Genomic DNA, 19671 nt, shown 5'->3' with positions numbered 1-19671 from the left:
ACGCCCTGCCCCGTCACCAGGGCGGACTCAGATATAGCGCTCCTTGTCGCCGCCGCTCTGGTACCACGGGCAGAACACGCGCTCGGCGAGCGAGACGACATAGAACAGGCAGATGCCCAGCACCGCCAGCAGCGCCATGGCGCCGAACACCAGCGGGGTGTTCATGGTGGAGGAGAAGGTGAGGATGAGGTAGCCGAGGCCCCGGTCGGACCCCACGAACTCGCCCACCACGGCGCCGATCAGCGCCAGCGCCATGGCCACCTTCATGCCCGAAAATAGATAGGGCATGGCGAAGGGCAGCCGCACCTTCCAGAACACCTTCAGGCTGGGGGAATTGAGCGAGCGCGAGAGCTCCAGCAGTTCGCGCGGCACGGCCTCCATCCCCGCAGAGGTGTTGATGATGATGGGGAAGAAGGCGGTCATGGCCGCGATCAGCACCTTGGACCCGGTGCCGTAGCCGATCCACACCAGGACGATGGGCGCCAGCGCCACCTTGGGCACCGACTGGAGCACCACCAGGATGGGATAGATCACCTTGCGCGCCAGCGGCGACAGCACGATGAGGATGGACAGCGGGACGCCCACCGACACGCCGAGGCCGAAGCCCAGCAGCACTTCGATGGTGGTGGTCATGATATGAATCGGCAGAATGTCACGCGCCGTCCACAAGGCCCCGACGATGCGGCTCGGCGCCGGCAGCAGCCATTGCGGCACCTTGCCGATGGTGCAGGCCAGCTCCCACCCGGTGATGAGGCAGACGAACACCAGCACCGCGGCGAAATTGCCTTGCAGGAAGCGCCTGAGCCGCGCGAACGGCACCTTATGCGGCGGCAATCTGCTGCCCGCCGGAGATAAGGGAACGGATTTCTTCAGCGTAGCGGCCGTACTCATGCGTGGACACCATGTTGATCGTGCGCGGGCGCGGCAGGTCGATCTTGATCGAGGCGGCGACGCGGCCCGGGCGGGCGGTCATCACCAGCACCCGGTCGGCGAGCAGGATGCCTTCCTGGATCGAGTGGGTGACGAACATCACCGTCTTCTTGCGCTCGCTCCAGATCCGCAGCAGCTCGATGCCGAGCTCCTCGCGGGTCATGGCGTCGAGCGCGGCAAACGGCTCGTCCATCAGCAGCAGCTTGGGGTCGTAGATCAGCGCCCGGCAGATGGCCGCGCGCTGCTGCATGCCGCCGGAGAGCTCGTTGGGCATGGCCTTCTCGAACCCGGCGAGGCCCACCAGCTTCAGCAGGTCGCGGGCCTCGGCGTCGTAGGATCTGGTGCTCTTGCCCATCATCTCGATCGGGAACAGCACGTTCTCCAGGATGTTGCGCCAGGGCATGAGGATCGGCTGCTGGAACACCATGCCGATGCGCGCGGTGGGCGACGTGAGCGGGCGCCCCTCGAAGAACACCTCCCCGCTCGACGGCCGGATCACGCTGGCGACGATCTTCAGCAGCGTGGACTTCCCGCAGCCGCTCGGCCCCAGGATGGTGACGAACTCGTTCTCGCCGATGTCCGCATGGATGTCGTCGAGCGCCAGGACGGTGCGGCCGGAGCGCGTCGTGTACTCCATGGACAGGCGGCGGACCTCCAGGATCTGGGTCATGCGCCCGCCCTCAGCTCTTCTTCTCGGGCGGCAGGAATTCCAGCGTGTAGATCTCATCCACCGGCACAGAGCGCTTCAGCGACAGCGACTTGGTGACAATGTCGCGCACGTTCTCCATGTGCTTGGCGTCGATGTAGCCGAGGCCGTGCTTGGCCACCTCGTCGGTCATGGCGAGCTGCTTGGTGTCCAGGAGCTCCTCCTTGCCCACGTCTGCGTCGATCTCGGGGTTGGTCTTGCGCAGGATCGCGATCGCCTCGTCGGGATTCTCGAAGGCATACTGGCTGCCCTTCAGGGTCGCCGCCATGAAGCGCTTGATGAGGGCGGGATTCGACTTGATGAGATCGGTCTTCACGATGATGCCGTCGCCATAGAGGTCGAGGCCGTAGTCGGCGAAGCGGAAGGCGTCGATGTCCAGGCCCGCCTCCTGAGCGCCCTTGCGGTAGCGGCCGAGATAGGAGCTCTGGTCCAGCACGGCATCCACCTGCTTGGAGAGCATCAGGGGCAGGAAGGAGTTGGGGTTCACCACCACCTCGTTGATGCCAGAGCGCTCGATCTTGTTGGCCTGAAGAAAGGCCGGGAACATGTTCACCGAGGCGCCGGCCGCCGACCGGCCGAGCTTCTTGCCGATGAGGTCGTTGGGCTCCTTGATGGCGCCCTTCACATAGAGGATGGCCACCGAGGACTTGCCGAAGATCAGCCCCACCAGCTTGACCGGCGACTCGTCATTGGCCTTTGCGCCGATCACCGCGGCGGTATCGGCGAGGCCGAAATCGGATTCCCCCGCGGCCACGCGCTTGATGGTGTCGCCGGAGCCGTTGCCGCGGGAGATCGAGACATTGAGCCCCTGCTCCGCGTAGAAGCCCTTCTCCACCGCCACGAAATAGGGCGCGTTCTTGCCGCTCACCAGCCAGTTGAGCGCGAGCTTTACGTTGTCGGCAGCGCTCGCGGCCGGGGCGCCAAGCAGCAGGGAGCCGAGCGCCACGGCGCCGGCGAGGCGCGCGAGCGGGCCGGACTTAGGCGTCCTCGTCTTCAACGCGGTCATGGCCTTGTCCTCTGGTTCGGGGCCTTCGCCGGCCCGGTTCTGGTGGTTTGCGGAATCAGATGGCGCCGGCCATCGCGGGGGCCTGCGCGTAGCGGCTGGCCGGGCGCTTCAGGCCCAGATTCTCCCGCAAGGTGCGGCCGGTATATTCGGTGCGGAACAGGCCGCGGTTCTGAAGCTCGGGGATGACCTGGTCGATGAATTCGGTGAGCCCCAGGGGCAGCACCGGCGGCTGGATCAGGAAGCCATCCACCCCATAGCCCTCGAACCATTCCTGCATCTGGTCCACGATGGTGCTGGGCGTGCCCTTCAGCGTGCGCTGGCCGCGCGCCGCGCCGTAGCGCTCGTACATCTGGCGGACCGTCAGCGGCTCCTTGAAGAGGTAGGAGAAGCGCGGATTGGTCTTGCGGTCCTCGGGCGAGATGATGTGGTCCGGCAGCGGCTTGTCGATGTCCACGTCGGTGAGGTCCACCCCTCCGAGGGCATTGGACAAGAGTTCCTTGCCCACCGCCGGGTGGATCAGGGTCTGGAGATACTCGAGCTTCTCGTCCGCCTCCTTCTGCGTCGCGCCCACCACCACGTTGAGGCCCGGCATCACCAGCATGTCGTCCGGACCGCGGCCGAACCTCGCGGCATGCCCCTTCACCTCGCGGTAGAAGGCCTTCGCTTTCTCCAGATCGTGCAGGGGTGTGAACAGCACCTCGGCGATCTGCGCGGCGAGATCCTTGCCGGTGTCGGAGGCGGAGGCCTGGAACAGCACCGGGTAGCCCTGCGGCGGCCGGGCGGTGTTGAGCGGCCCGCGCACGTTGAAATGGGTGCCGTGGTGGTTCAGAAAATGCAGCTTCTCCGGCTCGAAGTAGCGCGCCGAGGCGCGGTCGCGGACGAAGGCATCGTCGTCGTAGCTGTCCAAAAGCCCCTTCACCACGTCGACGAATTCGCCCGCCCGCTGGTAGCGCTCGCTATGGCCGTAATGGGCGTCGCGGCCGAAATTGTAGGCCTCCGACGCATTGCCCGAGGTGACCACGTTCCACCCCGCACGCCCGCCGCTCATGAGGTCGAGCGAGGCGTATCTCCGGGCGATCTGGTAGGGCTCGTTGTAGCTGGTGGTGGCGGTGGCCACGAGACCGATATGCTGCGTCACCGCCGCCAGGCCGGCCAGCAGCATCAGCGGGTCGAAGAAGGCCATGTATTGCGGCCAGCGTGACAGGGCTTCGAGGTTGCCGTCGCGGGTCGCCACCGCGTCGGCGAGGAAGATGAGGTCGAACTTCGCGCGCTCCGCTGCCTGCGTCATCTGCGCGTAGTGGGCGAAATTGGTCCCCGCATCGATCTGCGCGCCGGGATGCAGCCACGAGGCGATATGATGACCCGTGGGATGGAAGAACGCCCCGAGCTTCAGCTGACCTGTCCGCTTCATACAGTGCCTCGCCAACCCCTCATGTGGCCCGGACTCCCCCGCCTTCATCCGCGATTCGGACCCTATGCAGGGGGCGTGCCGCAGACGCCCCGGCGCATCTCGCCCTGGAAAACCGGCGTGACCGGAGGCCACCGAGCCGATCAGTCCTTCTTTGGAAGGAATTGCGCCGAATAGACCTGGTCCAGCGGCAGCGTTGTCTTCAGCCCGAGATATTCCGCCAGCACCCCCTGCACGTGGCGCATGCGCTCGGGGTCGAATGTGCCGAGCCCGTGGGCCCGCGCACCGGCGGTCCAGGCAAGATCGGTATAGTCCTGGAGCTCCGCCTGGCCGATGTCCGGCTCGATCTCGGGGTTGGTCTTGCGCAGGATTTCGATGGCCTCGGGGATGTGCGCGAAGGCGTATTCGCTGCCCTTGATGGACGCACGCACGAACCGTCGGACGAGGTCCGGATTGCCGGTGGCGAGGTCGGTCTTCACGAAGATCACGTCGCCATAGATGTCGAGCCCGTAATCGGCGTAGCGGAAGGCGTCGATGCGGACGCCCGCCGCCGCCCCGGCCTTGCGGTAGCGCTGAAGATAGGAGCTCTGGTCGAGCACCGCCTCCACCTTGCGCGACAGCATGAGCGCCACGAAGCTCGACGGCGTCGCCACCACCTCGTTCAGGCTGGCGCGCTCGATCCCGTTGGCCTTGAGGAAGGCCGGGAACATGTTCACCGACGCGCCGGCGGCCGACCGCGCGATGGTCTTGCCCCTCAAATCCTGCGGCTTGGCGTTTCCCGCCTCGGCCACGTAGAGCACCGCCACCGGCGACTTGTCCGACATCATCGCCACCATCTTCACCGGCGTCCCCTCGTCGGCCTGCGCCTGCAGGACGGAGGCGGAATCGGCCAGCCCGAAGGTGGATTCGCCCGCGGCGATGCGCTTGATGGTGTCGCCCGAGCCGCTGCCGCGGGAGATGGTGACGTTCAGCCCCTCCGCCGCGTAATAGCCCTTCTGAAGCGCGACGAAATAGCCGGCGTTCTTGCCACTCACCAGCCAGCTCAGCGCCAGCTGCACAGTGTCGGCGGCGCGGGCCGCCGGGGCGCCCAGCACAGCGGCGAACGCCAGCGCTCCCGCCAGCAGCCGTCCCGTGCGGGTGATGCGGGAGCTGCTCCCGACGATCCCGCCCCACCTTCCGCAGCGTCCTGCCATGTTGAGCCTCGAAGGGTGGCCGCGCGCGCGTCGCCGACCCGCACGCCGGGAGAAGCTGCACGCCGCTAAGGGACTATCTTTAGAATGTTAGGCTCTTTAAAATTCGTCGAAAATGGAAAGCACCTTGGAGTTTGCGCATATTATGCACTTCGGCGGCTCAAGTTGGCGTCATCCGGCATCGTTCTTCAGCACCAATCGAGAGTGCCGCAGCCCGGGCGGAGAGCGCACAATTTGACCGCCCCCGCACAGGCCCCCAGGCCTGATCGCAGAGCATGGCCTCCGGCACGGCACAGGTGATGGCAAAGCGCAGCAAGGACGAAATCGAGCACGTGGCCAAGCGCGCCCTCCTCTCCCAGGGCGTGGCGGAAACCTTGACGGACGCCGTCCGCCAGGCACTGCGGCGCGACGTGCTCACCGCCGCTTTGCCGCCCGGCACGCGCCTCTCCGTGCGGGAGTTGAGCGAGCATTACGGCGTCGGCGCCACGCCGGTGCGCGAGGCGCTCTGGAGCCTCGTGGGCGAGGGCCTCGTGACCACGGAGGCGCAGCACGGTTTCCACGTGGCGGGCGCCGATCGCGGCCGGCTCGCGAGCCTGCTCCTGCTGCGGCGGCGCGTGGAACCTTGGCTGCTGGGGGCCTCGCTGCGCAATGGCGGGGCGGACTGGCGCCGCGCGGTGGAACGCGCGTTCGCGGCATTCCAGCCCATCGACGCCCAGGTGGGCGACCTGCGGCCGCTGAACGAGGAATGGGAACGCCTGCACCAGGCCTTCCATTTGGCCCTGATCGAGGGCTCCGGCATGCCGGCGGCGGTGGATCTGGCGCGGCAATGGTACGAGGAGATCGACCGCTACCGCCGCCTCGATGCGGGCAACCTCTCCGTGGAGGCGGGCGCGAAGCCGGACCACGAGGCGCTGTTCGAGCTGGTCACCTCGGGGGCGGAGTGGGACGCGGTGGAGACGCTCACGCGCCATATCGACGATACGGCGGAGCGGCACGGCGTGCATTTCGACGGGGCGGACATCAGCCCCTCGCCCGCCCGTTGAGATCCCCTAGAATTCGCTCGACGTGATCGATACCCCGAGCCGGCGCTGCACCAACACCTCGGCCAGCGCCACCAGGCCGTAGAGGGACAGACCCACGGCGCACAGCATGGCGATGGCCGCGAACACCAGGGCCGTATCATCCGCCGACGAGGCGAACATGATGATATAGCCCAGCCCTTCCTGGGCCGTGACGAACTCGCCCACGATCACGCCGATGATGGCCATGGTCACGGAGATCTTCAGGCCGGCGAACAGATAGGGCATGGCATAGGGCACGCGCACGCTGACGAAGGTCTGCCAGCGCGTCGCGGTCAGGGCGGTGCAGAGGCGCAGGATGTCGCGATCCGCGCTCATCAGCCCCGCCATGGTGGCGACCACCACCGGGAAGAACGCCAGGAAGACGGCGAAGGAGAGCCGCGAGGTCGGCCCGATGCCCAGCCACACGATGAACAGCGGCGCCAGCGCCACCTTCGGGATCAGCTGGAACAGCAGGATGTGGGGATAGAGCGCCTGCCTCACCCGCCGCGACAGCACCAGAACGGTGCCGAGGGTGACGCCGAGCAGAGCAGCCAGGAGGAAGCCGACCACCGTCTCGGTCAGGGTCGGCATTGCCTGCTGAAGCAGGATCGGAAACGATTCCTTGAGGGTGCTCCACACCGCCGAGGGCGGGGCGATGAGGAGCGGGGAGATCTTCGCGAGCCGCGTGCCATACTCCCAGGCGAGCAGCGTCAGGATCGCCACCGCGAGCGGCAGCAGCACCCGCTGCGCCAGCCGGACGCGGCGCCAAATGCCGCCGATCATCACCGCCATCCGGGGTCCCTGTCCGTTGTCCGGCCGCGAGGCGGACGGATCGAGCGATGCCGCCGCCGATTTCATCGGGTCGAACCCTCGCGCAGGCGGGCGGGATGGGGATGCCGGCCGTTCATCCGCGCCACCATTTGCGGGCCAGACGCTCGCCGGTCACGGCGATGGCGTAGGGAACGAGGCCGACGATGCACAAGACCACCAGGGCCGCGAAGATGAACGTGGTCTCGCTGCGCGACTGGGCGGTGAGGATGTAATGGCCGAGGCCGCTCTTGGACGAGATGAACTCCCCCACCACGATGCCGATCACCGACATGGTGGCGGCGATCTTCAGGCCCGAGAAGAAATAGGGCAGCGCATAGGGCACCCGAACCAGAAACAGCGTCTGCCACCGGCTCGCCGTGAGCGCGCGGCAGAGCCGCAGGGCGTTGGCGTCGGCCCGGTCGAGCCCCGTCATTGTGGCGAGCGCCACCGGGAAGAAGCTGATGAATACGGAATAGGACAGCCGCGACGGGGATTCGAAACCGAGCCAGAACACGAACAGCGGCGCCAGGGCGATCTTCGGGATGATCTGGAACACCACCACGTGGGGATAGAAGGCCTGGAACACCACTGCCGAGGACGTCAGAACCAGCGCCGCCACCACCCCCAGCACCGCCGACAGGCCGAAGGCGACAAGCGCCTCCGAGCCGGTCTGCCAGGCGTTACGCGCCAGCACGCCTGCGATCGTGCCGAAGGACGAGGCGATATCGCTCGGCGCCGGCAGCAGCACGGGCGAGATGGCGAAGGCGCGGGTCACAATCTGCCAGGCCGCCAGCGCCCCGAGGCCGACTAAAACAGGCAGTGCGACGGCAAGCACCTGCTCCTTCGTGCCGCTCGCGGCCGTGCTCATGCCGCCCTCGCCCGGCGGCCACCGTCTTCGCGCCGCTCGATCAGGTTGCGCAGATGGGCGCAGATCTCGTTGAACTCTGCCTTCTCGCCGATGGAGCGTTCGCGCGGGCGGGGGAAGGGAATGCGCAGGTCCTCCACCACGGTGGCGGGGCGGCGGGTCATCACCAGCACCCGGTCGGCGAGATAGACCGCCTCGCGGATGGAATGGGTGACGAACAGGCCGGTCTTGCGATAGCGGTCCCAGATGTCGAGCAGGGCATCGTTCATCTCGTCCCGCGTCATGGCGTCGAGCGCGGAGAACGGCTCGTCCATCAGCAGGATGTCGGGGTCGGTCACCAGCGCCCGGCAGATGGCGACCCGCTGGCGCATGCCGCCGGAGAGCTGGTGCGGCTTCTTCTCCTCGAAGCCCGATAGCCCCACCATGTCGATCAGTTCGCGGGCCCGCTCCCGATGCTCGGCCAGCGGGCGCTTCTGGACCCGCGCGGGGAAGAGGATGTTCTCCATCACCGTCTTCCACGGCAGGAGGGTCGAATCCTGGAACATGATGCCCACGTGGGCACGCGGACGGGTGATGGCCTCGCCATCGACCATGATGCGGCCGGAGGTGACGCTCTCCAGTCCCGCGCACATCATCAGCAAGGTGGACTTGCCGCAGCCGGAGGGACCGAGGATGGCGACGAACTCGCCCTCCTGGGCGGTGAAGGAGACGTTCGAGACCGCCTCCACCTCGTCCTTGCCGGTCTGATAGACCTTGCGGACGTTCTCGACCGCGATGTTGGTTGCCATCAGCCGGCCTTCTCGGCGAGATACTTCACGAAGGGCTGCGCCTTCGCCTTGGCCTGCGTCCATTCCTCCGGGGTGAGCATCAGCTTGCCGATATAGTCGTTGGACATGACGTCCTTGACCTTCGGTGCCTTGTCGGACGGGCCGGCCACGTACTTCATGACGAGGTCGATCATCTCGCCGTAGTCGCTCTCCGAGGCGTAGCCGAGGCCGTTCTTCTGCGCCACGTCGAACAAGGCCGAGTTCGAGCAGATGCCGATGCCGATGCGGGTGCGCTCCAGGCCGCCGGGAGACAGGGTGGTCTCCGGCACTTCCTTCGCGAACAGCTTGATGGACTCTTCCGGCTCCAGCAGCGTGTATTTCAGCCCCTTCAGCAGGCCCGCGGCGACGTCCGCGCAGAGCTTGGGCTCCTTCTCCAGGGTGGCGGGCTGGGTCAGGAGGGCGTTGTTGTAGAGGGTCAGCCCGTGATTGCTGTAGAGCATGGCGTGGGCTTCGTAATTCTGCGAAATCAGCGGCGGGATGAAGGACACCGCAAATCCCGACATGCAGTCCACCTGGCCGGTGGTCAGCAGGCGCTGGCGGACGTTGGCGTCGGTCTGCACGATCTCCACCGACTTCAGGTCGAAGCCCGTGATCTTGGCGAAGGCGGGCAGGAAGGGGTGCTCGCCGGAGGTGACCACCGAGGCCATCTTCTTGCCGGCCAGATCCTTCGGCGCGTGGATCGGGCTGGAATTCAGGAGGCAGATGCCCATGGTGGCGTCGTAGCCCGCCGATGCGATGGCGACGAGGCCGAGGCCCTTGGCGGCCTGCTGGATGGCGGCGGTGGGCACCGCCATGCCGAACTGGAACTGCCCCGCCGCGATCGCCTGGGCGGCCGCCACCGAGCCGTAGCCGCGGCTGACCGTGACGTCGAGGCCGAGCTCGTCCCAATAGCCCTTGGCCTTGGCCACGAACACGTAGGCGTTGTTGCCCTCGGCCAGGAACGGCAAGGTGAAGGTGATCTTGCGCTTCTCCTGGGAATGGGCGGAGCCGATGATGGCGGGCGCGGCCAGGACAGCCGGGGCCGCCAGCATCGAACCCATGAACCCGCGTCGCGTCAGCTTCAGCATCTGGCCCTCGTCATGTCGCCGTGATCGATCATGGTTTTGCAAGTGCTATGCCAGCCGCGGCATGTGGAAAGACGGGGCTTTCCCCCTTGTGGCGCAACGCGCGCACGCGTCCCCGGCATGCATATGCCCAGCCCTTCGGACTTTATCGATAACGCCTCTGGGGCCGGGCATGCTGTGCAGGGGCCATGCATCATCGAGAGAAAACACCATCGCAACGGGCATCCCGCCGTGTAAATCTGGGAGCCGGCAGCATTCCCCTGCATGGCACATGCCTTGCTAAAACCAGGGCGAGCGAAACCGAGACGCCGGGCGCCATAAGCCCCGCCGGCCCCTGCGCGAACCGCGCAGCCCTGGGGCTGGAAACACCGAGGACACAGATGCTGGTCAAGAACCCCGTGAATGATCGCCAGTCGCTTCGCGGCTTCCTGGATTTCGTCGAATCGGAATTTCCGGCCGAGATCCTGCGCATCAAGGTTCCGGTGAAGCGCGAATTCGACATGACCACCATGGTGTTCGAGCTGGAGAAGGCGGGGCGCGATCCCACGCTGGTGTTCGAGAATGTCGAAGGCTTCGACATGCCGGTGGTCACGAACATCGCCGCCAACCGCAAGGTCCTCGCCGGCCTGCTGGGAGTCGCGGCGGACGACCTGCCTGCCGCCTTCCGCTCCCGCGTCCAGAACTACATCCCGTGCGACGTGGTGGATGACGCGCCGTGGAACGACATCGTGCTGGAAGGCGACGATATCGACCTCACCAAGCTGCCCATTCCGCTGCAATTTTCCGTGGACGCCGCGCCCTACATCACCGCCGGCCAGCTGGTGGCGCGCGACCCCGTGACCGGCGTGGACACGACGGGCTTTCACCGCCTGATGCTGAAGGGCAAGAACCGCCTGGGCGTGTCCCTGCATTCGCGCCGGCGCATGTACGAATTCCATCGCCGCGCGCAGGAGATGGGCAAGTCGCTGCCGGTGGCGATCACGCTGGGCATCCACCCGCTGCACTACATGGGCTCGATGGTCTATGCCTATCCGCCCAACGTGCGGAAGTTCGAGATCATCGGCGGCCTGTTCGGCGAGCCCTATCGCGTCGCCCGCTGCGGCATCGAGGGGCTGGAGGTGCCGGCCGGCGCCGAGATCATCATCGAGGGCGAGATCCTCGCCGACGTGCACGAGCCGGAAGGTCCGTTCGGCGAGTTCACCGGCTATGCCTCCTACCGCTCCACCCAGAACGTGTTCGTCGCCCACCGGGTGCGGATGCGGCGGGACGCCATGTACCATTCCGTGGTCTCGGGCATGGCGAAGGACCACATCCTCACCACCTGCATCACCCGCGAGGGCGAGATCCTCAACGCCCTCAAACGCAACCTGCCGAACGTGAAGGCGGTGCACGTGCCGCACTCCACCTGCGGCGCCTTCATGGCCATCGTCTCCATGAAGAAGATCGCCGAAGGCGAGCCGCAGATGGCGGTGATGGCGGCGCTCGGCACCGAGCTCTACACCAAGTACGTCATCGTCGTGGACGAGGACGTGAACATCTTCGACATGAACGACGTGATGTGGGCCATCGCGACCCGGGTGCGGGCGGAGAAGGACATCTTCATGGTGCCCGGCGCCAAGGGCGCGATCCTCGACCCCTCGTCGGATCCGGAGAGCTTCACCCTCACCAAGATGGGCATCGACGCCACCCGGCCCACCGGCCGCGACTTCGCCGAGCGCCTCGTCATCACCGAGGAGAGCAAGGCCCGCGCCCACGCCATCCTGCAGGCCGCCGGGGTGTCGCTGTGACCATCGCCGTGACCGCGAGCACCGACGCCGGGTTCGAGGACTTCCGCGGCATGCTCGCCCGCATGACCCGGGAAGGCCAGTTGCGCAGCGTCGGCAAGGAGGTCAAGCCGCAGCACATGACGGCGCTGATCGGCCAGTCGCCCACCGCCCTGCTGTTCGAGCGGGTGGAGGCCTATGACATCCCCGTGGTGGGCGGTCTGTTCTGGACCCGCGCCCGCACCGCCTCGGCGCTCGGCTGGCCCGAGGCGGAGCTGGGCCGGCGCTTCGCTCAGGGCGTCGCGCGGCCGTTCGCGCCGGTGATGGTGGAGAATCCGCCGTGCCAGCAGAAGGTGGTGCTGGGCGACGACGTAGACCTCTCCGCGCTGCCCATCCCCTTCATGCACCAGAAGGATGGCGGCCCCTACATCTCCGCCGGCATCGCCTTTGCCGACGATCCCGACCTCGGTCCCAATGCCGGCTGCTACCGGCTCATGTTCCGCACCCGGCGGGAGATGGCCATCGACCTGTTCACCGCCTCGGACCTGCGGCGCTACTACACCCGTCATTTCGAGCGCGGCGAACCGATGCCCATCGCCGTCGCCATCGGTGTCCATGCCTTCGAGCACATGGGCGCGGCCTACAAGGCGCCCGCGGGCGTGGACGAGATGGAGATCGCCGGTGGCCTGCGCGGCGCGCCTGCGCGCCTTGCCGCCTGCAAGACCGTTCCGCTGAAGGTGCCGGCCCACGCCGAGATCGTGCTGGAAGGCGAACTGCTGCCCAACGGCTGGACCGCGGACGAAGGCCCGTTCGGCGAGTTCGCCGGCATGCAGGGCGACCTGAAGCACAACCCCATCTTCCGCGTGAACGCCATCACCCACCGGGAGAACCCGATCTTCTACGCGCTGCAGATGCCGTGGGAGAATGACTGGCTCAACGGCCCGGCCACCGAAGCCGCATGCATGCGCATCCTTGGCCTCATTGGCGTCCAGGCCACCGCGGTGCGCGCCACCGAGGGCGGATGCTGCGGCTGGTCGGTTGTGGCGGCCATCAAGAAAAGGGCGGGCGAAGGCAAGAATGCCATCGCGGCGCTGCTCGCCCTGCCGGTGGTCAAGCAGGTGATCGTCACCGACGACGACATCGACATCGACGACCCCGCGCAGGTGGAATGGGCGGTCACCTTCCGCTGCCAGGCGGACAAGGACGTGGTGGTGCTTTCCGGCCTCAAGGGCAAGCACGTGGACCCGAGCCAGCGCCCCTGGGACCTGAAGCCGGGCGAACTGCCCACCACCGCCAAGTTCGGCATCGACGCCACCATCCCGGAGGGCATTCCGGCGTTCCGCTACGAGCGCATCGAGCCGGCCTTCAGGAGCGCCGTGCAGCTGAGGGACTATCTGTGAGCGACACCCCCTCTCCCCTCGCGGCGCGCATCCTCGCCTTGCTGCAGCAGCCGACCTTCTTCTGGCAGGTGATCGACGCCCTCTCGGACCAGACCTACCGCGCCACGCTGGAGGCCTGGAGCGAGGTGCGCGAAGGTCATGACCTCGACCGCGACGAGCACGGCCGTTATTGGCTCAAGACCGCACCATGATGGGAAAGCACCGCGTGAGCGACCACGACGATCCGCGACTCAACTGGGCCACCCTGTCCCAGGCCGAGCGGGATGCCGCCTACGACAATAACGGGGCAGTGGCCAATTCCCCCGCCTTGATCGAGGAGCGCAACCGCCTGTCGGCGGAGAAGCGCGCGCGCCCCGGCGCGAAGCTCGACCTCGCCTATGGCCCGACCGAGCGCACGCGCATCGACCTCTATCCCGCCGCGGACCCTGCCGCGCCCTGCCTGGTCTTCATCCACGGCGGCTACTGGCAGCGCAATTCCCGTGAGGTCTTCGCCATGGTGGCGGAGGGGCCGAACGCCGTGGGCTGGTCGGTGGCGGTGCCGAGCCACACCCTCGCCCCCGACGCCTCGCTGAGCGAGATCGTGGCCGAGATCCGCGCCTGCCTGGACTGGCTCGCCGCCGAAGGCCCTGCCCACGGCATCGCGGGGCCGATCATTCTTTCCGGCTGGTCGGCCGGCGCGCACCTTACGGCCTTGGCGCTGGATCACCCGGCGGTCGAAGCCGGCCTTGCCATATCGGGGGTGTACGAGCTGGGGCCAATCCGCGACACCAAGCTCAACGCCGTGCTGGCGCTCACCCCGGACGAGGTGGAGACCCTGTCGCCATTGCGCTTGCCGGTGGTCATGAAGCCGCTCACCATCGCCTACGGCTCTGCGGAAGTGCCGGCCCTGGTGCAGGATGCCCGCCTGTTCCACGCCAAGCGGGCAGCGGCCCATGCACCGGGCGCGCTGGTGCCCATCGCGGGCGAGAACCATTTCTCGATCCTTGCCCATCTGTGCCGCGCGGACGGCGTGCTGGTGAAGCTCGCCCGGTCGCTGGCCGACGACATCCCGGCGGGCCGCCCATGAGCAGTGCAGGTACGGGCTCCAGCCAGGGCGTCGGCGCGCGGGTGCTGCGCAAGGAGGATGATCGGCTGATGCGCGGGCGCGGCCAGTTCGTGGCCGACATCCGCCTGGCGGGCATGAAGGACGTCGCCTTCGTCCGCAGCCCTCTCGCCCACGCCCGCATCCGCGGCATCGCCATCCCCGACCATCTGCGGGACCGGGTCTTCGTCGCCGCCGACCTCGAAGGCGTCGCGCCCATCCGCGCGGTGTCCGGCCTGCCGGGCTTCAAAATCTCCGAGCAGCCGGTGCTGGCCACCGGCAAGGTGCGGCAGGTGGGCGAGCTGGTGGCCATGTGCATCGGCGCCACCCGCGCCGAGGCGGAGGACATCGCCGCCGCAGTGACGCTCGACCTCGAGGAGCTCCCCGCGGTTCACGACATGCGGGAGGCGCTGAAGCCCGGTGCGCCCCTGGTGCACGAGCACTGGGGCGACAACGTCTTCCTGGAAGCCTTCGTGGACGTGAACTTCGAGAGCGCGCTGGACGCGCCCATCAAGGTCACCCGGGAGATCTCCACCTCGCGCCAGTGCATGGCGCCGCTGGAAGGCCGCGGCGTGGTGGCGACCTTCGACCACCGCCTCGATCAGCTGACCGTCTATTCCGCAACCCAGATGCCCCACATCAACCGCAACGGCCTGTCCGAATGCCTCGGCATGCCGCAGGAGCGCATCCGCGTTGTCTCGCCCGACGTGGGCGGCGGCTTCGGGCACAAGGGCATTCTGCTGCCGGAGGAGGTCTGCCTGTCCTGGGCCACCATGCGCCTGGGCTTTCCCCTGCGCTGGATCGAGGACCGGCGCGAGCACCTCACCGCCAGCGCCAATTGCCGCGAGCACCATTACCGCATCACGGCTTATGCCGACCGCGACGGCCGCCTGCGCGGGATCGACTGCGAGGCGACGGTGGATTCCGGCGCCTATTCCTCCTACCCGTTCTCGGCGTGTCTTGAAGCCGCGCAGGTGGCGAGCATCCTGCCGGGCCCCTACGACTTCCCGGCCTATCGCTGCCGCACCTTCTCCGCCGCCACCAACAAGTGCCCGATCCTGCCCTATCGCGGCGTGGCGCGCACCGGCGTCTGCTTCGCCCTCGAGCTGGTGCTGGACGCGGTGGCGCGGGAGGCCGGCATCGAGCCCTCCGCGCTACGTCTGAAGAACCTGATCCGGCCCGACCAGATGCCGTTCGACAACATCACCAACAAGCATTTCGACAGCGGCGACTACCCCGAGGCGGTGGAGCGCGCGTTGGCCGCCATCGACGTGGCGGGCATTCGCGCGCGCCAGCGTGCCGGCGAGCCGGACGGGCGCCGCATCGGCGTCGGGCTGGCGGTCTATTGCGAGCAGGCCGCCCACGGCACCTCGGTCTATGCCGGTTGGGGCATCCCCATGGTGCCCGGCCACGAAATGGCCTCGGCCCGCATGACCCCCGACGGCGGCCTGGAGATCAAGGTGGGCGTCCATTCCCATGGTCAGGGGCTGGAGACCACCCTCGCCCAGGTGGCGAACGAAATCCTCGGCGTGGATATCGACCGGGTGCGGGTGGTGCTGGGCGACACCGCCGCCACGCCCTATTCCACCGGAACCTGGGGCTCGCGCTGCATGGTCATGGCCGGCGGCGCGGTCGCCACCGCCTGCAAGGAGCTGGCGGGCAAGGCGACGCGCATCGGGGCGCGGCTGCTCCAGGTCGCGCCCGAGGACGTGACCCTGGCCGCCGGGCACGTCTCGTCGGCCACGGGCAGCGTGAGCCTGAAGGAGATCGCCCACACCTGGTATCGCCGCCCGCAGGACCTCCCGGCCGACGTGGACGCCTCGGGCCTGGAGGCGATCGCCGGCTACAAGCCGGTCCGCGACAGCGGCACGTTCAGCTATGCCGCCCATGCGGTGACGGTGGCCGTGGACCCCGACCTCGGGACGGTGGACATCCTCGACTATGTGATCGTCGAGGATGGCGGCGTGCTGGTGAACCCCATGGTGGTCGACGGCCAGATCTATGGCGGGCTCGCCCAGGGCATCGGCACCGCGCTCTATGAGGAGATGCCGTTCGACGACGCCGGCCAGCCCCTCGCCACCACGTTCGCGGACTATCTGCTGCCTGGCCCCACCGAGGTGCCCGAGCCCCGGCTGGATCACATGGAAAGCCCTTCCCCCTACACCCAGTTCGGCGTGAAGGGCATCGGCGAAGGCGGCGCCATCGCCCCGCCAGCCGCAATCACCAACGCGATCAACGACGCGCTCAGCGGCCTGGGCGTGGAGATGCTGCATTCGCCCGTCACGCCTCACCGCATCGTCGAGGCCATCCTCGGGGCGCGGGGCGCCAGCCGGTCGCGGACCGCGGCATGAAGCCCGCCCCCTACCAGTTCGAGCGGCCGCGCACGCTCGACGCCGCATGCGCCCTCCTGGCGGAGGCCGAGCGGTCCGGGGCGCACGTGAAGATCATGGCCGGCGGCCAGTCGCTCGGCCCGTTGCTCAACCTGCGCCTGGCGGAGCCCGACCTCGTCATCGACATCTCCGCCATCCGCGAGCTGGCCGTGGCGGACCGCGCGGGTGACGATCTGGTGCTGGGCGCATGCGTCACCCATGCGGACATCGAGGACGGCAGGGTGCCGGACGTGACCCGCGGCGCCATGCAGCGTGTGGCGGGCGGCATCGCCTACCGCGCGGTGCGCAATCGCGGCACCGTGGGCGGCAGCCTGAGCCATGCCGATCCCGCCGCCGACTGGCTGTCGGCCCTCACCGCCCTTGACGCGCGCCTGGTGCTTCAGGGACCGGACGGGACCCGCACCCTGCCCCTCTCCGACTTCGTGGTGGGAGCGCTGGAAACCGCGCTGCTGCCCGCGGAGATGGTTGCGGCCGTCCGGGTGCCGCTGCTGGCCCCCAGCGCCCGCTGGGGCTATGCCAAGGCCTGCCGCAAGACCGGCGAGTTCGCCCACGCCATCGGCGCGGTGCTGGTGGACCCGCAGGCGCGGACGGCGCGCGTGGTGATCGGCGCGCTGGATGCCCGCCCCCTGCTGCTCGCCGACGCCTCCGGCCTGTTCGGCGGCCGCATCACCAGCGAATTCGCCGCCCAGTTTGATCCCGCCGCCGCCGACGCCCTGCTGGCGGAGGCCGGCGTCGCCGATCCGGTCCGCCGGCATTTCCATGTCACCGTGCTCGGCCGCGCCGTGCGGGAGGCCGCGCAATGACCCCCGTGTCCCTGACCGTCAACGGCACCGGCACCACCGCCAGCGTGGAGCCGCGCACCGCCCTCGCCGATTTCGTGCGCGAGGGGCTCAACCTCACCGGCACGCATCTCGGCTGCGAGCACGGCGTGTGCGGCGCCTGCACCGTCCTGGTGGATGGCGTCCCCGCCCGCTCCTGCATCACGCCCACCGTGGCCTGCGACGGGGCGGAGGTGACCACCATCGAGGGGCTCGACAACGACGAGATCGCCACCGAGCTGCGCGCCGCCTTCACCCGCGAGCACGCCCTTCAGTGCGGCTATTGCACCCCCGGCATGCTGATCTCCGCCCGCGACCTGGTGGTGCGCCTGGACCGCGCCTGCGAGCAGAGCATCCGGGTGGGCATGAGCGGCAACCTGTGCCGCTGCACCGGCTATGTGGGCATCGTGCGCGCCATCCACACCGTGATCGCCGACCGCCGTGCCCGCGGCATTCCCGCCCAGCCGGGCGCCGGCCGCACGGCCCTCGGGCCGGCCGGCGCCCATCTTTCCGCCGCCCCCGCCGGGGCCGGGGAGGTGCGGATCACCAAAGCGGTGGCGGCGACGCCCTCCGGCCCACCCCACCGCGCGGCCGATCCGGCGGGGGACGAGGCGGATTTCAGTCCCGCGGCGCACTTCGTCCAGACGTTTACCGTCGCCTTCGCGCCCGACGAGGTGTTCGCCGTGCTGGGCGATGTGGCGGCGGTCGCCGCCTGCCTGCCCGGCGCCGCCTTGACCGCGCCGCCGACGCCGGAGCGGATCGAAGGGGAAATGCGGGTGAAGATCGGCCCGATCGCGGCCGCATTCCGCGGCACCGCCCGCATCAGCCGCGATCCCGCCACCCGCTCCGGCCGCATCGTCGGCGGTGGCCTCGACGCGCGCGGCCGGTCCTCGGCGCGCGGGGCGATCGAATATCGCGTCCTGCCCGGCCCCGACCCGGACAGCAGCCGGGTGGAGATCGAGGTGGGCTACACCCTCAGCGGCGTCCTCGCCCAGTTCGGCCGTCCCGGCCTGGTGCGCGATCTCGCCGCCCGTCTCACCGCGGACTTCGCCGCGAACCTGGAACGCAAGCTGAGCGGCAGCGCGCCCATCCCCGCCGCCACCGAGCTGAGCGCCACGCGCCTGCTGCTCCAGCTGATCCGCGCCCGTTTCAGGGCGCTGTTCGGTGGGGGTGGCGACGCCTAGGTCAAGCTTCTGCAGGGACTTCTTCGTCGCTCTTGAGAGGCTGATGCGGTTGCCGCGCTGACTGCGCGCGACGCGCGGGCACGACTGCCTTCATCCGCCCGCACCATGAGATCGGCGAGGCGCCGGGGCTGGCGGACGAGACGCTTGACGGCTGTCCGCTGGCGGATTTTCCCAATCACGGGGAGAAGACCGTCCCGCCGCGCTCCTCCAGTCGCGGCCGGACGTCTTCGCCGGCACGCTCCTCATCTGCGACACCGCGCCCTGGAGCTCCACAGCCGGCGGGGTGAAGTGATGGGTGACAGCATCCCGTTGCGTGCGTGCTTTCTGGTGGGGTTGTAGAAGATCTCCAAAAAAATTGCATCAGACTCGAATAAGTTTGATATTGAATTGATTCGGTTTGAAATATTTTGAGCTGATCAGTTTTGGGCGGAGCTTGGACTTTTCTGCCGTTGATCCAGTCTGGAATTCAAACGTCACAAGGAACTTTGCCACCGTCCGGCTTTGATTGTATTCGCGGCGAAGGCGCCATGCGCTTCACACCCTCAGCGCCTCTATCACCGCGCGAAGCCCTGCCGACAGATATTTCCGGGCTGGATAATAGAGGTAGAGCCAGTCTTCGGGCGCACACCAACTGGCGAGGCATTCGACAAGTTCGCCGCGCTCGATGAACTGCCGCGCGCGCTCCTCCCAGACGTAGGCGAGGGCAAGGCCTGCGCGCGCAGCCTCGACCATCAGCTCATGATCGTCGAGCGAGATCGGCCCCGTCGGCTCGAACGCGATGAGCTTTCCCGCCCGGCTGAATTCCCAGGCGTAGGCCGTGCCGCTCGGATAGATATTGCGAATGCAAACATGATCCCTGAGGTCGGCCGGTGTCCTTGGCATCTCGCGCGTTTCGAAATAGCCGGGTGATCCCACCACGGTCAGCTGCAGCCGCGGCTTGATCTTCACCGCGGTCATGCCGTCGCGCAGGCTCTCACAACAAAATTACGTATATAGCGCGACCGGCCGCAAAGGATCTGCCTTCGTCCGTCTCCCCGCGATCGTCGAAGTCGGGAGCCGGCTCGGGGTGAAGGCCCACGCGAGCGCTTACCACCCGCTTCCTTGTTTTCTTGGAGGGGAGTGCTCAGGGAGAGGCTCATGGCATGGGATTGAAGGTAGCCTCCCCTAA

The 19671-nt window shown here is 67.9% G+C and carries 18 protein-coding genes; 8 read left to right on the top strand and 10 right to left on the bottom strand.

All coding sequences use genetic code 11. The features are described 5' to 3' along the window. Positions 1–27 precede the first annotated feature (27 nt). The 5 genes from ABLE93_RS19585 to ABLE93_RS19565 form a co-directional block, all read right to left on the bottom strand. Positions 28–834 carry an ABC transporter permease gene (locus ABLE93_RS19585; RefSeq protein ID WP_348841520.1) on the bottom strand — a complete coding sequence of 269 codons (807 nt, stop codon included), beginning with the start codon at positions 832–834 and terminating at the stop codon, positions 28–30. Then, positions 821–1600, bottom strand: a complete 780-nt coding sequence (locus ABLE93_RS19580) for an ABC transporter ATP-binding protein (RefSeq protein WP_348841519.1) — start codon at positions 1598–1600, stop codon at positions 821–823. Before ABLE93_RS19580 ends, ABLE93_RS19585 begins: the two co-directional genes overlap by 14 nt. 10 nt (positions 1601–1610) lie before the next feature. After that, a complete protein-coding gene (locus tag ABLE93_RS19575; protein WP_348841518.1) occupies positions 1611–2642 on the bottom strand; it encodes an ABC transporter substrate-binding protein in 1032 nt (343 codons plus the stop codon). A gap of 55 nt (positions 2643–2697) precedes the next feature. Continuing rightward, positions 2698–4053 (bottom strand): LLM class flavin-dependent oxidoreductase, encoded by a 1356-nt coding sequence (locus tag ABLE93_RS19570; RefSeq protein ID WP_348841517.1) that lies wholly within the window; start codon positions 4051–4053, stop codon positions 2698–2700. A 140-nt stretch (positions 4054–4193) separates the two neighbouring features. After that, positions 4194–5243, bottom strand: coding sequence for an ABC transporter substrate-binding protein (locus ABLE93_RS19565; protein ID WP_348841516.1), 1050 nt, complete (start codon positions 5241–5243; stop codon positions 4194–4196). A gap of 296 nt (positions 5244–5539) precedes the next feature. Here ABLE93_RS19565 and ABLE93_RS19560 point away from each other — a divergent pair, with 296 nt between their 5' ends. Then, the gene (locus ABLE93_RS19560) at positions 5540–6283 is read left to right on the top strand and encodes a GntR family transcriptional regulator (RefSeq protein WP_348841515.1); all 744 of its coding nucleotides are present in this window, start codon (positions 5540–5542) and stop codon (positions 6281–6283) included. 6 nt (positions 6284–6289) lie between these two features. Here ABLE93_RS19560 and ABLE93_RS19555 read toward each other — a convergent pair whose 3' ends face one another. The 4 genes from ABLE93_RS19555 to ABLE93_RS19540 all read right to left on the bottom strand — a co-directional run bounded on the left by ABLE93_RS19555 (position 6290) and on the right by ABLE93_RS19540 (position 9870). Continuing rightward, positions 6290–7093, bottom strand: coding sequence for an ABC transporter permease (locus tag ABLE93_RS19555; RefSeq protein ID WP_348841514.1), 804 nt, complete (start codon positions 7091–7093; stop codon positions 6290–6292). A 112-nt stretch (positions 7094–7205) separates the two neighbouring features. Beyond that, positions 7206–7979 carry an ABC transporter permease gene (locus tag ABLE93_RS19550; RefSeq protein WP_348841513.1) on the bottom strand — a complete coding sequence of 258 codons (774 nt, stop codon included), beginning with the start codon at positions 7977–7979 and terminating at the stop codon, positions 7206–7208. Then, entirely contained in the window at positions 7976–8764 is a 789-nt protein-coding gene (locus tag ABLE93_RS19545) for an ABC transporter ATP-binding protein (RefSeq protein ID WP_348841512.1), read from the bottom strand. The genes ABLE93_RS19550 and ABLE93_RS19545 overlap by 4 nt, the downstream gene beginning before the upstream one ends. Continuing rightward, a complete protein-coding gene (locus ABLE93_RS19540; RefSeq protein WP_348841511.1) occupies positions 8764–9870 on the bottom strand; it encodes an ABC transporter substrate-binding protein in 1107 nt (368 codons plus the stop codon). Before ABLE93_RS19540 ends, ABLE93_RS19545 begins: the two co-directional genes overlap by 1 nt. Positions 9871–10247: 377 nt before the next feature. Here ABLE93_RS19540 and ABLE93_RS19535 point away from each other — a divergent pair, with 377 nt between their 5' ends. From ABLE93_RS19535 to ABLE93_RS19505, 7 genes are read left to right on the top strand one after another with little or no spacing between them, the layout of a single operon-like run. Then, positions 10248–11654, top strand: a complete 1407-nt coding sequence (locus tag ABLE93_RS19535; protein ID WP_348841510.1) for a UbiD family decarboxylase — start codon at positions 10248–10250, stop codon at positions 11652–11654. Further along, positions 11651–13030 (top strand): UbiD family decarboxylase, encoded by a 1380-nt coding sequence (locus tag ABLE93_RS19530; protein WP_348841509.1) that lies wholly within the window; start codon positions 11651–11653, stop codon positions 13028–13030. Before ABLE93_RS19535 ends, ABLE93_RS19530 begins: the two co-directional genes overlap by 4 nt. After that, positions 13027–13221: a hypothetical protein gene (locus ABLE93_RS19525; RefSeq protein WP_348841508.1), complete on the top strand. Its 195-nt coding sequence runs from the start codon at positions 13027–13029 to the stop codon at positions 13219–13221. Before ABLE93_RS19530 ends, ABLE93_RS19525 begins: the two co-directional genes overlap by 4 nt. Next, the gene (locus tag ABLE93_RS19520; protein WP_348841507.1) at positions 13218–14096 is read left to right on the top strand and encodes an alpha/beta hydrolase; all 879 of its coding nucleotides are present in this window, start codon (positions 13218–13220) and stop codon (positions 14094–14096) included. The genes ABLE93_RS19525 and ABLE93_RS19520 overlap by 4 nt, the downstream gene beginning before the upstream one ends. Continuing rightward, positions 14093–16462 (top strand): xanthine dehydrogenase family protein molybdopterin-binding subunit, encoded by a 2370-nt coding sequence (locus ABLE93_RS19515; protein ID WP_348841506.1) that lies wholly within the window; start codon positions 14093–14095, stop codon positions 16460–16462. The genes ABLE93_RS19520 and ABLE93_RS19515 overlap by 4 nt, the downstream gene beginning before the upstream one ends. Beyond that, positions 16459–17304: an FAD binding domain-containing protein gene (locus ABLE93_RS19510; protein ID WP_348841505.1), complete on the top strand. Its 846-nt coding sequence runs from the start codon at positions 16459–16461 to the stop codon at positions 17302–17304. Before ABLE93_RS19515 ends, ABLE93_RS19510 begins: the two co-directional genes overlap by 4 nt. Beyond that, entirely contained in the window at positions 17301–18503 is a 1203-nt protein-coding gene (locus ABLE93_RS19505; protein ID WP_348841504.1) for a xanthine dehydrogenase family Fe-S subunit, read from the top strand. Before ABLE93_RS19510 ends, ABLE93_RS19505 begins: the two co-directional genes overlap by 4 nt. 534 nt (positions 18504–19037) lie before the next feature. On the opposite strand, the gene ABLE93_RS19500 is transcribed toward ABLE93_RS19505, so the two are convergent. After that, entirely contained in the window at positions 19038–19460 is a 423-nt protein-coding gene (locus ABLE93_RS19500) for a LysR substrate-binding domain-containing protein (protein WP_348841503.1), read from the bottom strand. Positions 19461–19671 lie beyond the last annotated feature (211 nt).

This window comes from Xanthobacter pollutisoli (assembly GCF_040044995.1).
GTDB lineage: Bacteria > Pseudomonadota > Alphaproteobacteria > Rhizobiales > Xanthobacteraceae > Xanthobacter.
Note: the sequence above shows the minus strand (reverse complement) of the source record. Positions and strands in the feature narration are given on the sequence as shown.

What these genes read in the sequence shown, in the direction of transcription:
- ABLE93_RS19580 (WP_348841519.1), bottom strand. Translation starts at nt 1,600, where the DNA reads ATGACCCAGATCCTGGAGGTCCGCCGCCTGTCCATGGAGTACACGACG.
- ABLE93_RS19575 (WP_348841518.1), bottom strand. Translation starts at nt 2,642, where the DNA reads ATGACCGCGTTGAAGACGAGGACGCCTAAGTCCGGCCCGCTCGCGCGC.
- ABLE93_RS19570 (WP_348841517.1), bottom strand. Translation starts at nt 4,053, where the DNA reads ATGAAGCGGACAGGTCAGCTGAAGCTCGGGGCGTTCTTCCATCCCACG.
- ABLE93_RS19565 (WP_348841516.1), bottom strand. Translation starts at nt 5,243, where the DNA reads ATGGCAGGACGCTGCGGAAGGTGGGGCGGGATCGTCGGGAGCAGCTCC.
- ABLE93_RS19560 (WP_348841515.1), top strand. Translation starts at nt 5,540, where the DNA reads ATGGCAAAGCGCAGCAAGGACGAAATCGAGCACGTGGCCAAGCGCGCC.
- ABLE93_RS19555 (WP_348841514.1), bottom strand. Translation starts at nt 7,093, where the DNA reads ATGGCGGTGATGATCGGCGGCATTTGGCGCCGCGTCCGGCTGGCGCAG.
- ABLE93_RS19550 (WP_348841513.1), bottom strand. Translation starts at nt 7,979, where the DNA reads ATGAGCACGGCCGCGAGCGGCACGAAGGAGCAGGTGCTTGCCGTCGCA.
- ABLE93_RS19545 (WP_348841512.1), bottom strand. Translation starts at nt 8,764, where the DNA reads ATGGCAACCAACATCGCGGTCGAGAACGTCCGCAAGGTCTATCAGACC.
- ABLE93_RS19540 (WP_348841511.1), bottom strand. Translation starts at nt 9,870, where the DNA reads ATGCTGAAGCTGACGCGACGCGGGTTCATGGGTTCGATGCTGGCGGCC.
- ABLE93_RS19535 (WP_348841510.1), top strand. Translation starts at nt 10,248, where the DNA reads ATGCTGGTCAAGAACCCCGTGAATGATCGCCAGTCGCTTCGCGGCTTC.
- ABLE93_RS19520 (WP_348841507.1), top strand. Translation starts at nt 13,218, where the DNA reads ATGATGGGAAAGCACCGCGTGAGCGACCACGACGATCCGCGACTCAAC.
- ABLE93_RS19515 (WP_348841506.1), top strand. Translation starts at nt 14,093, where the DNA reads ATGAGCAGTGCAGGTACGGGCTCCAGCCAGGGCGTCGGCGCGCGGGTG.
- ABLE93_RS19510 (WP_348841505.1), top strand. Translation starts at nt 16,459, where the DNA reads ATGAAGCCCGCCCCCTACCAGTTCGAGCGGCCGCGCACGCTCGACGCC.
- ABLE93_RS19505 (WP_348841504.1), top strand. Translation starts at nt 17,301, where the DNA reads ATGACCCCCGTGTCCCTGACCGTCAACGGCACCGGCACCACCGCCAGC.
- ABLE93_RS19500 (WP_348841503.1), bottom strand. Translation starts at nt 19,460, where the DNA reads ATGACCGCGGTGAAGATCAAGCCGCGGCTGCAGCTGACCGTGGTGGGA.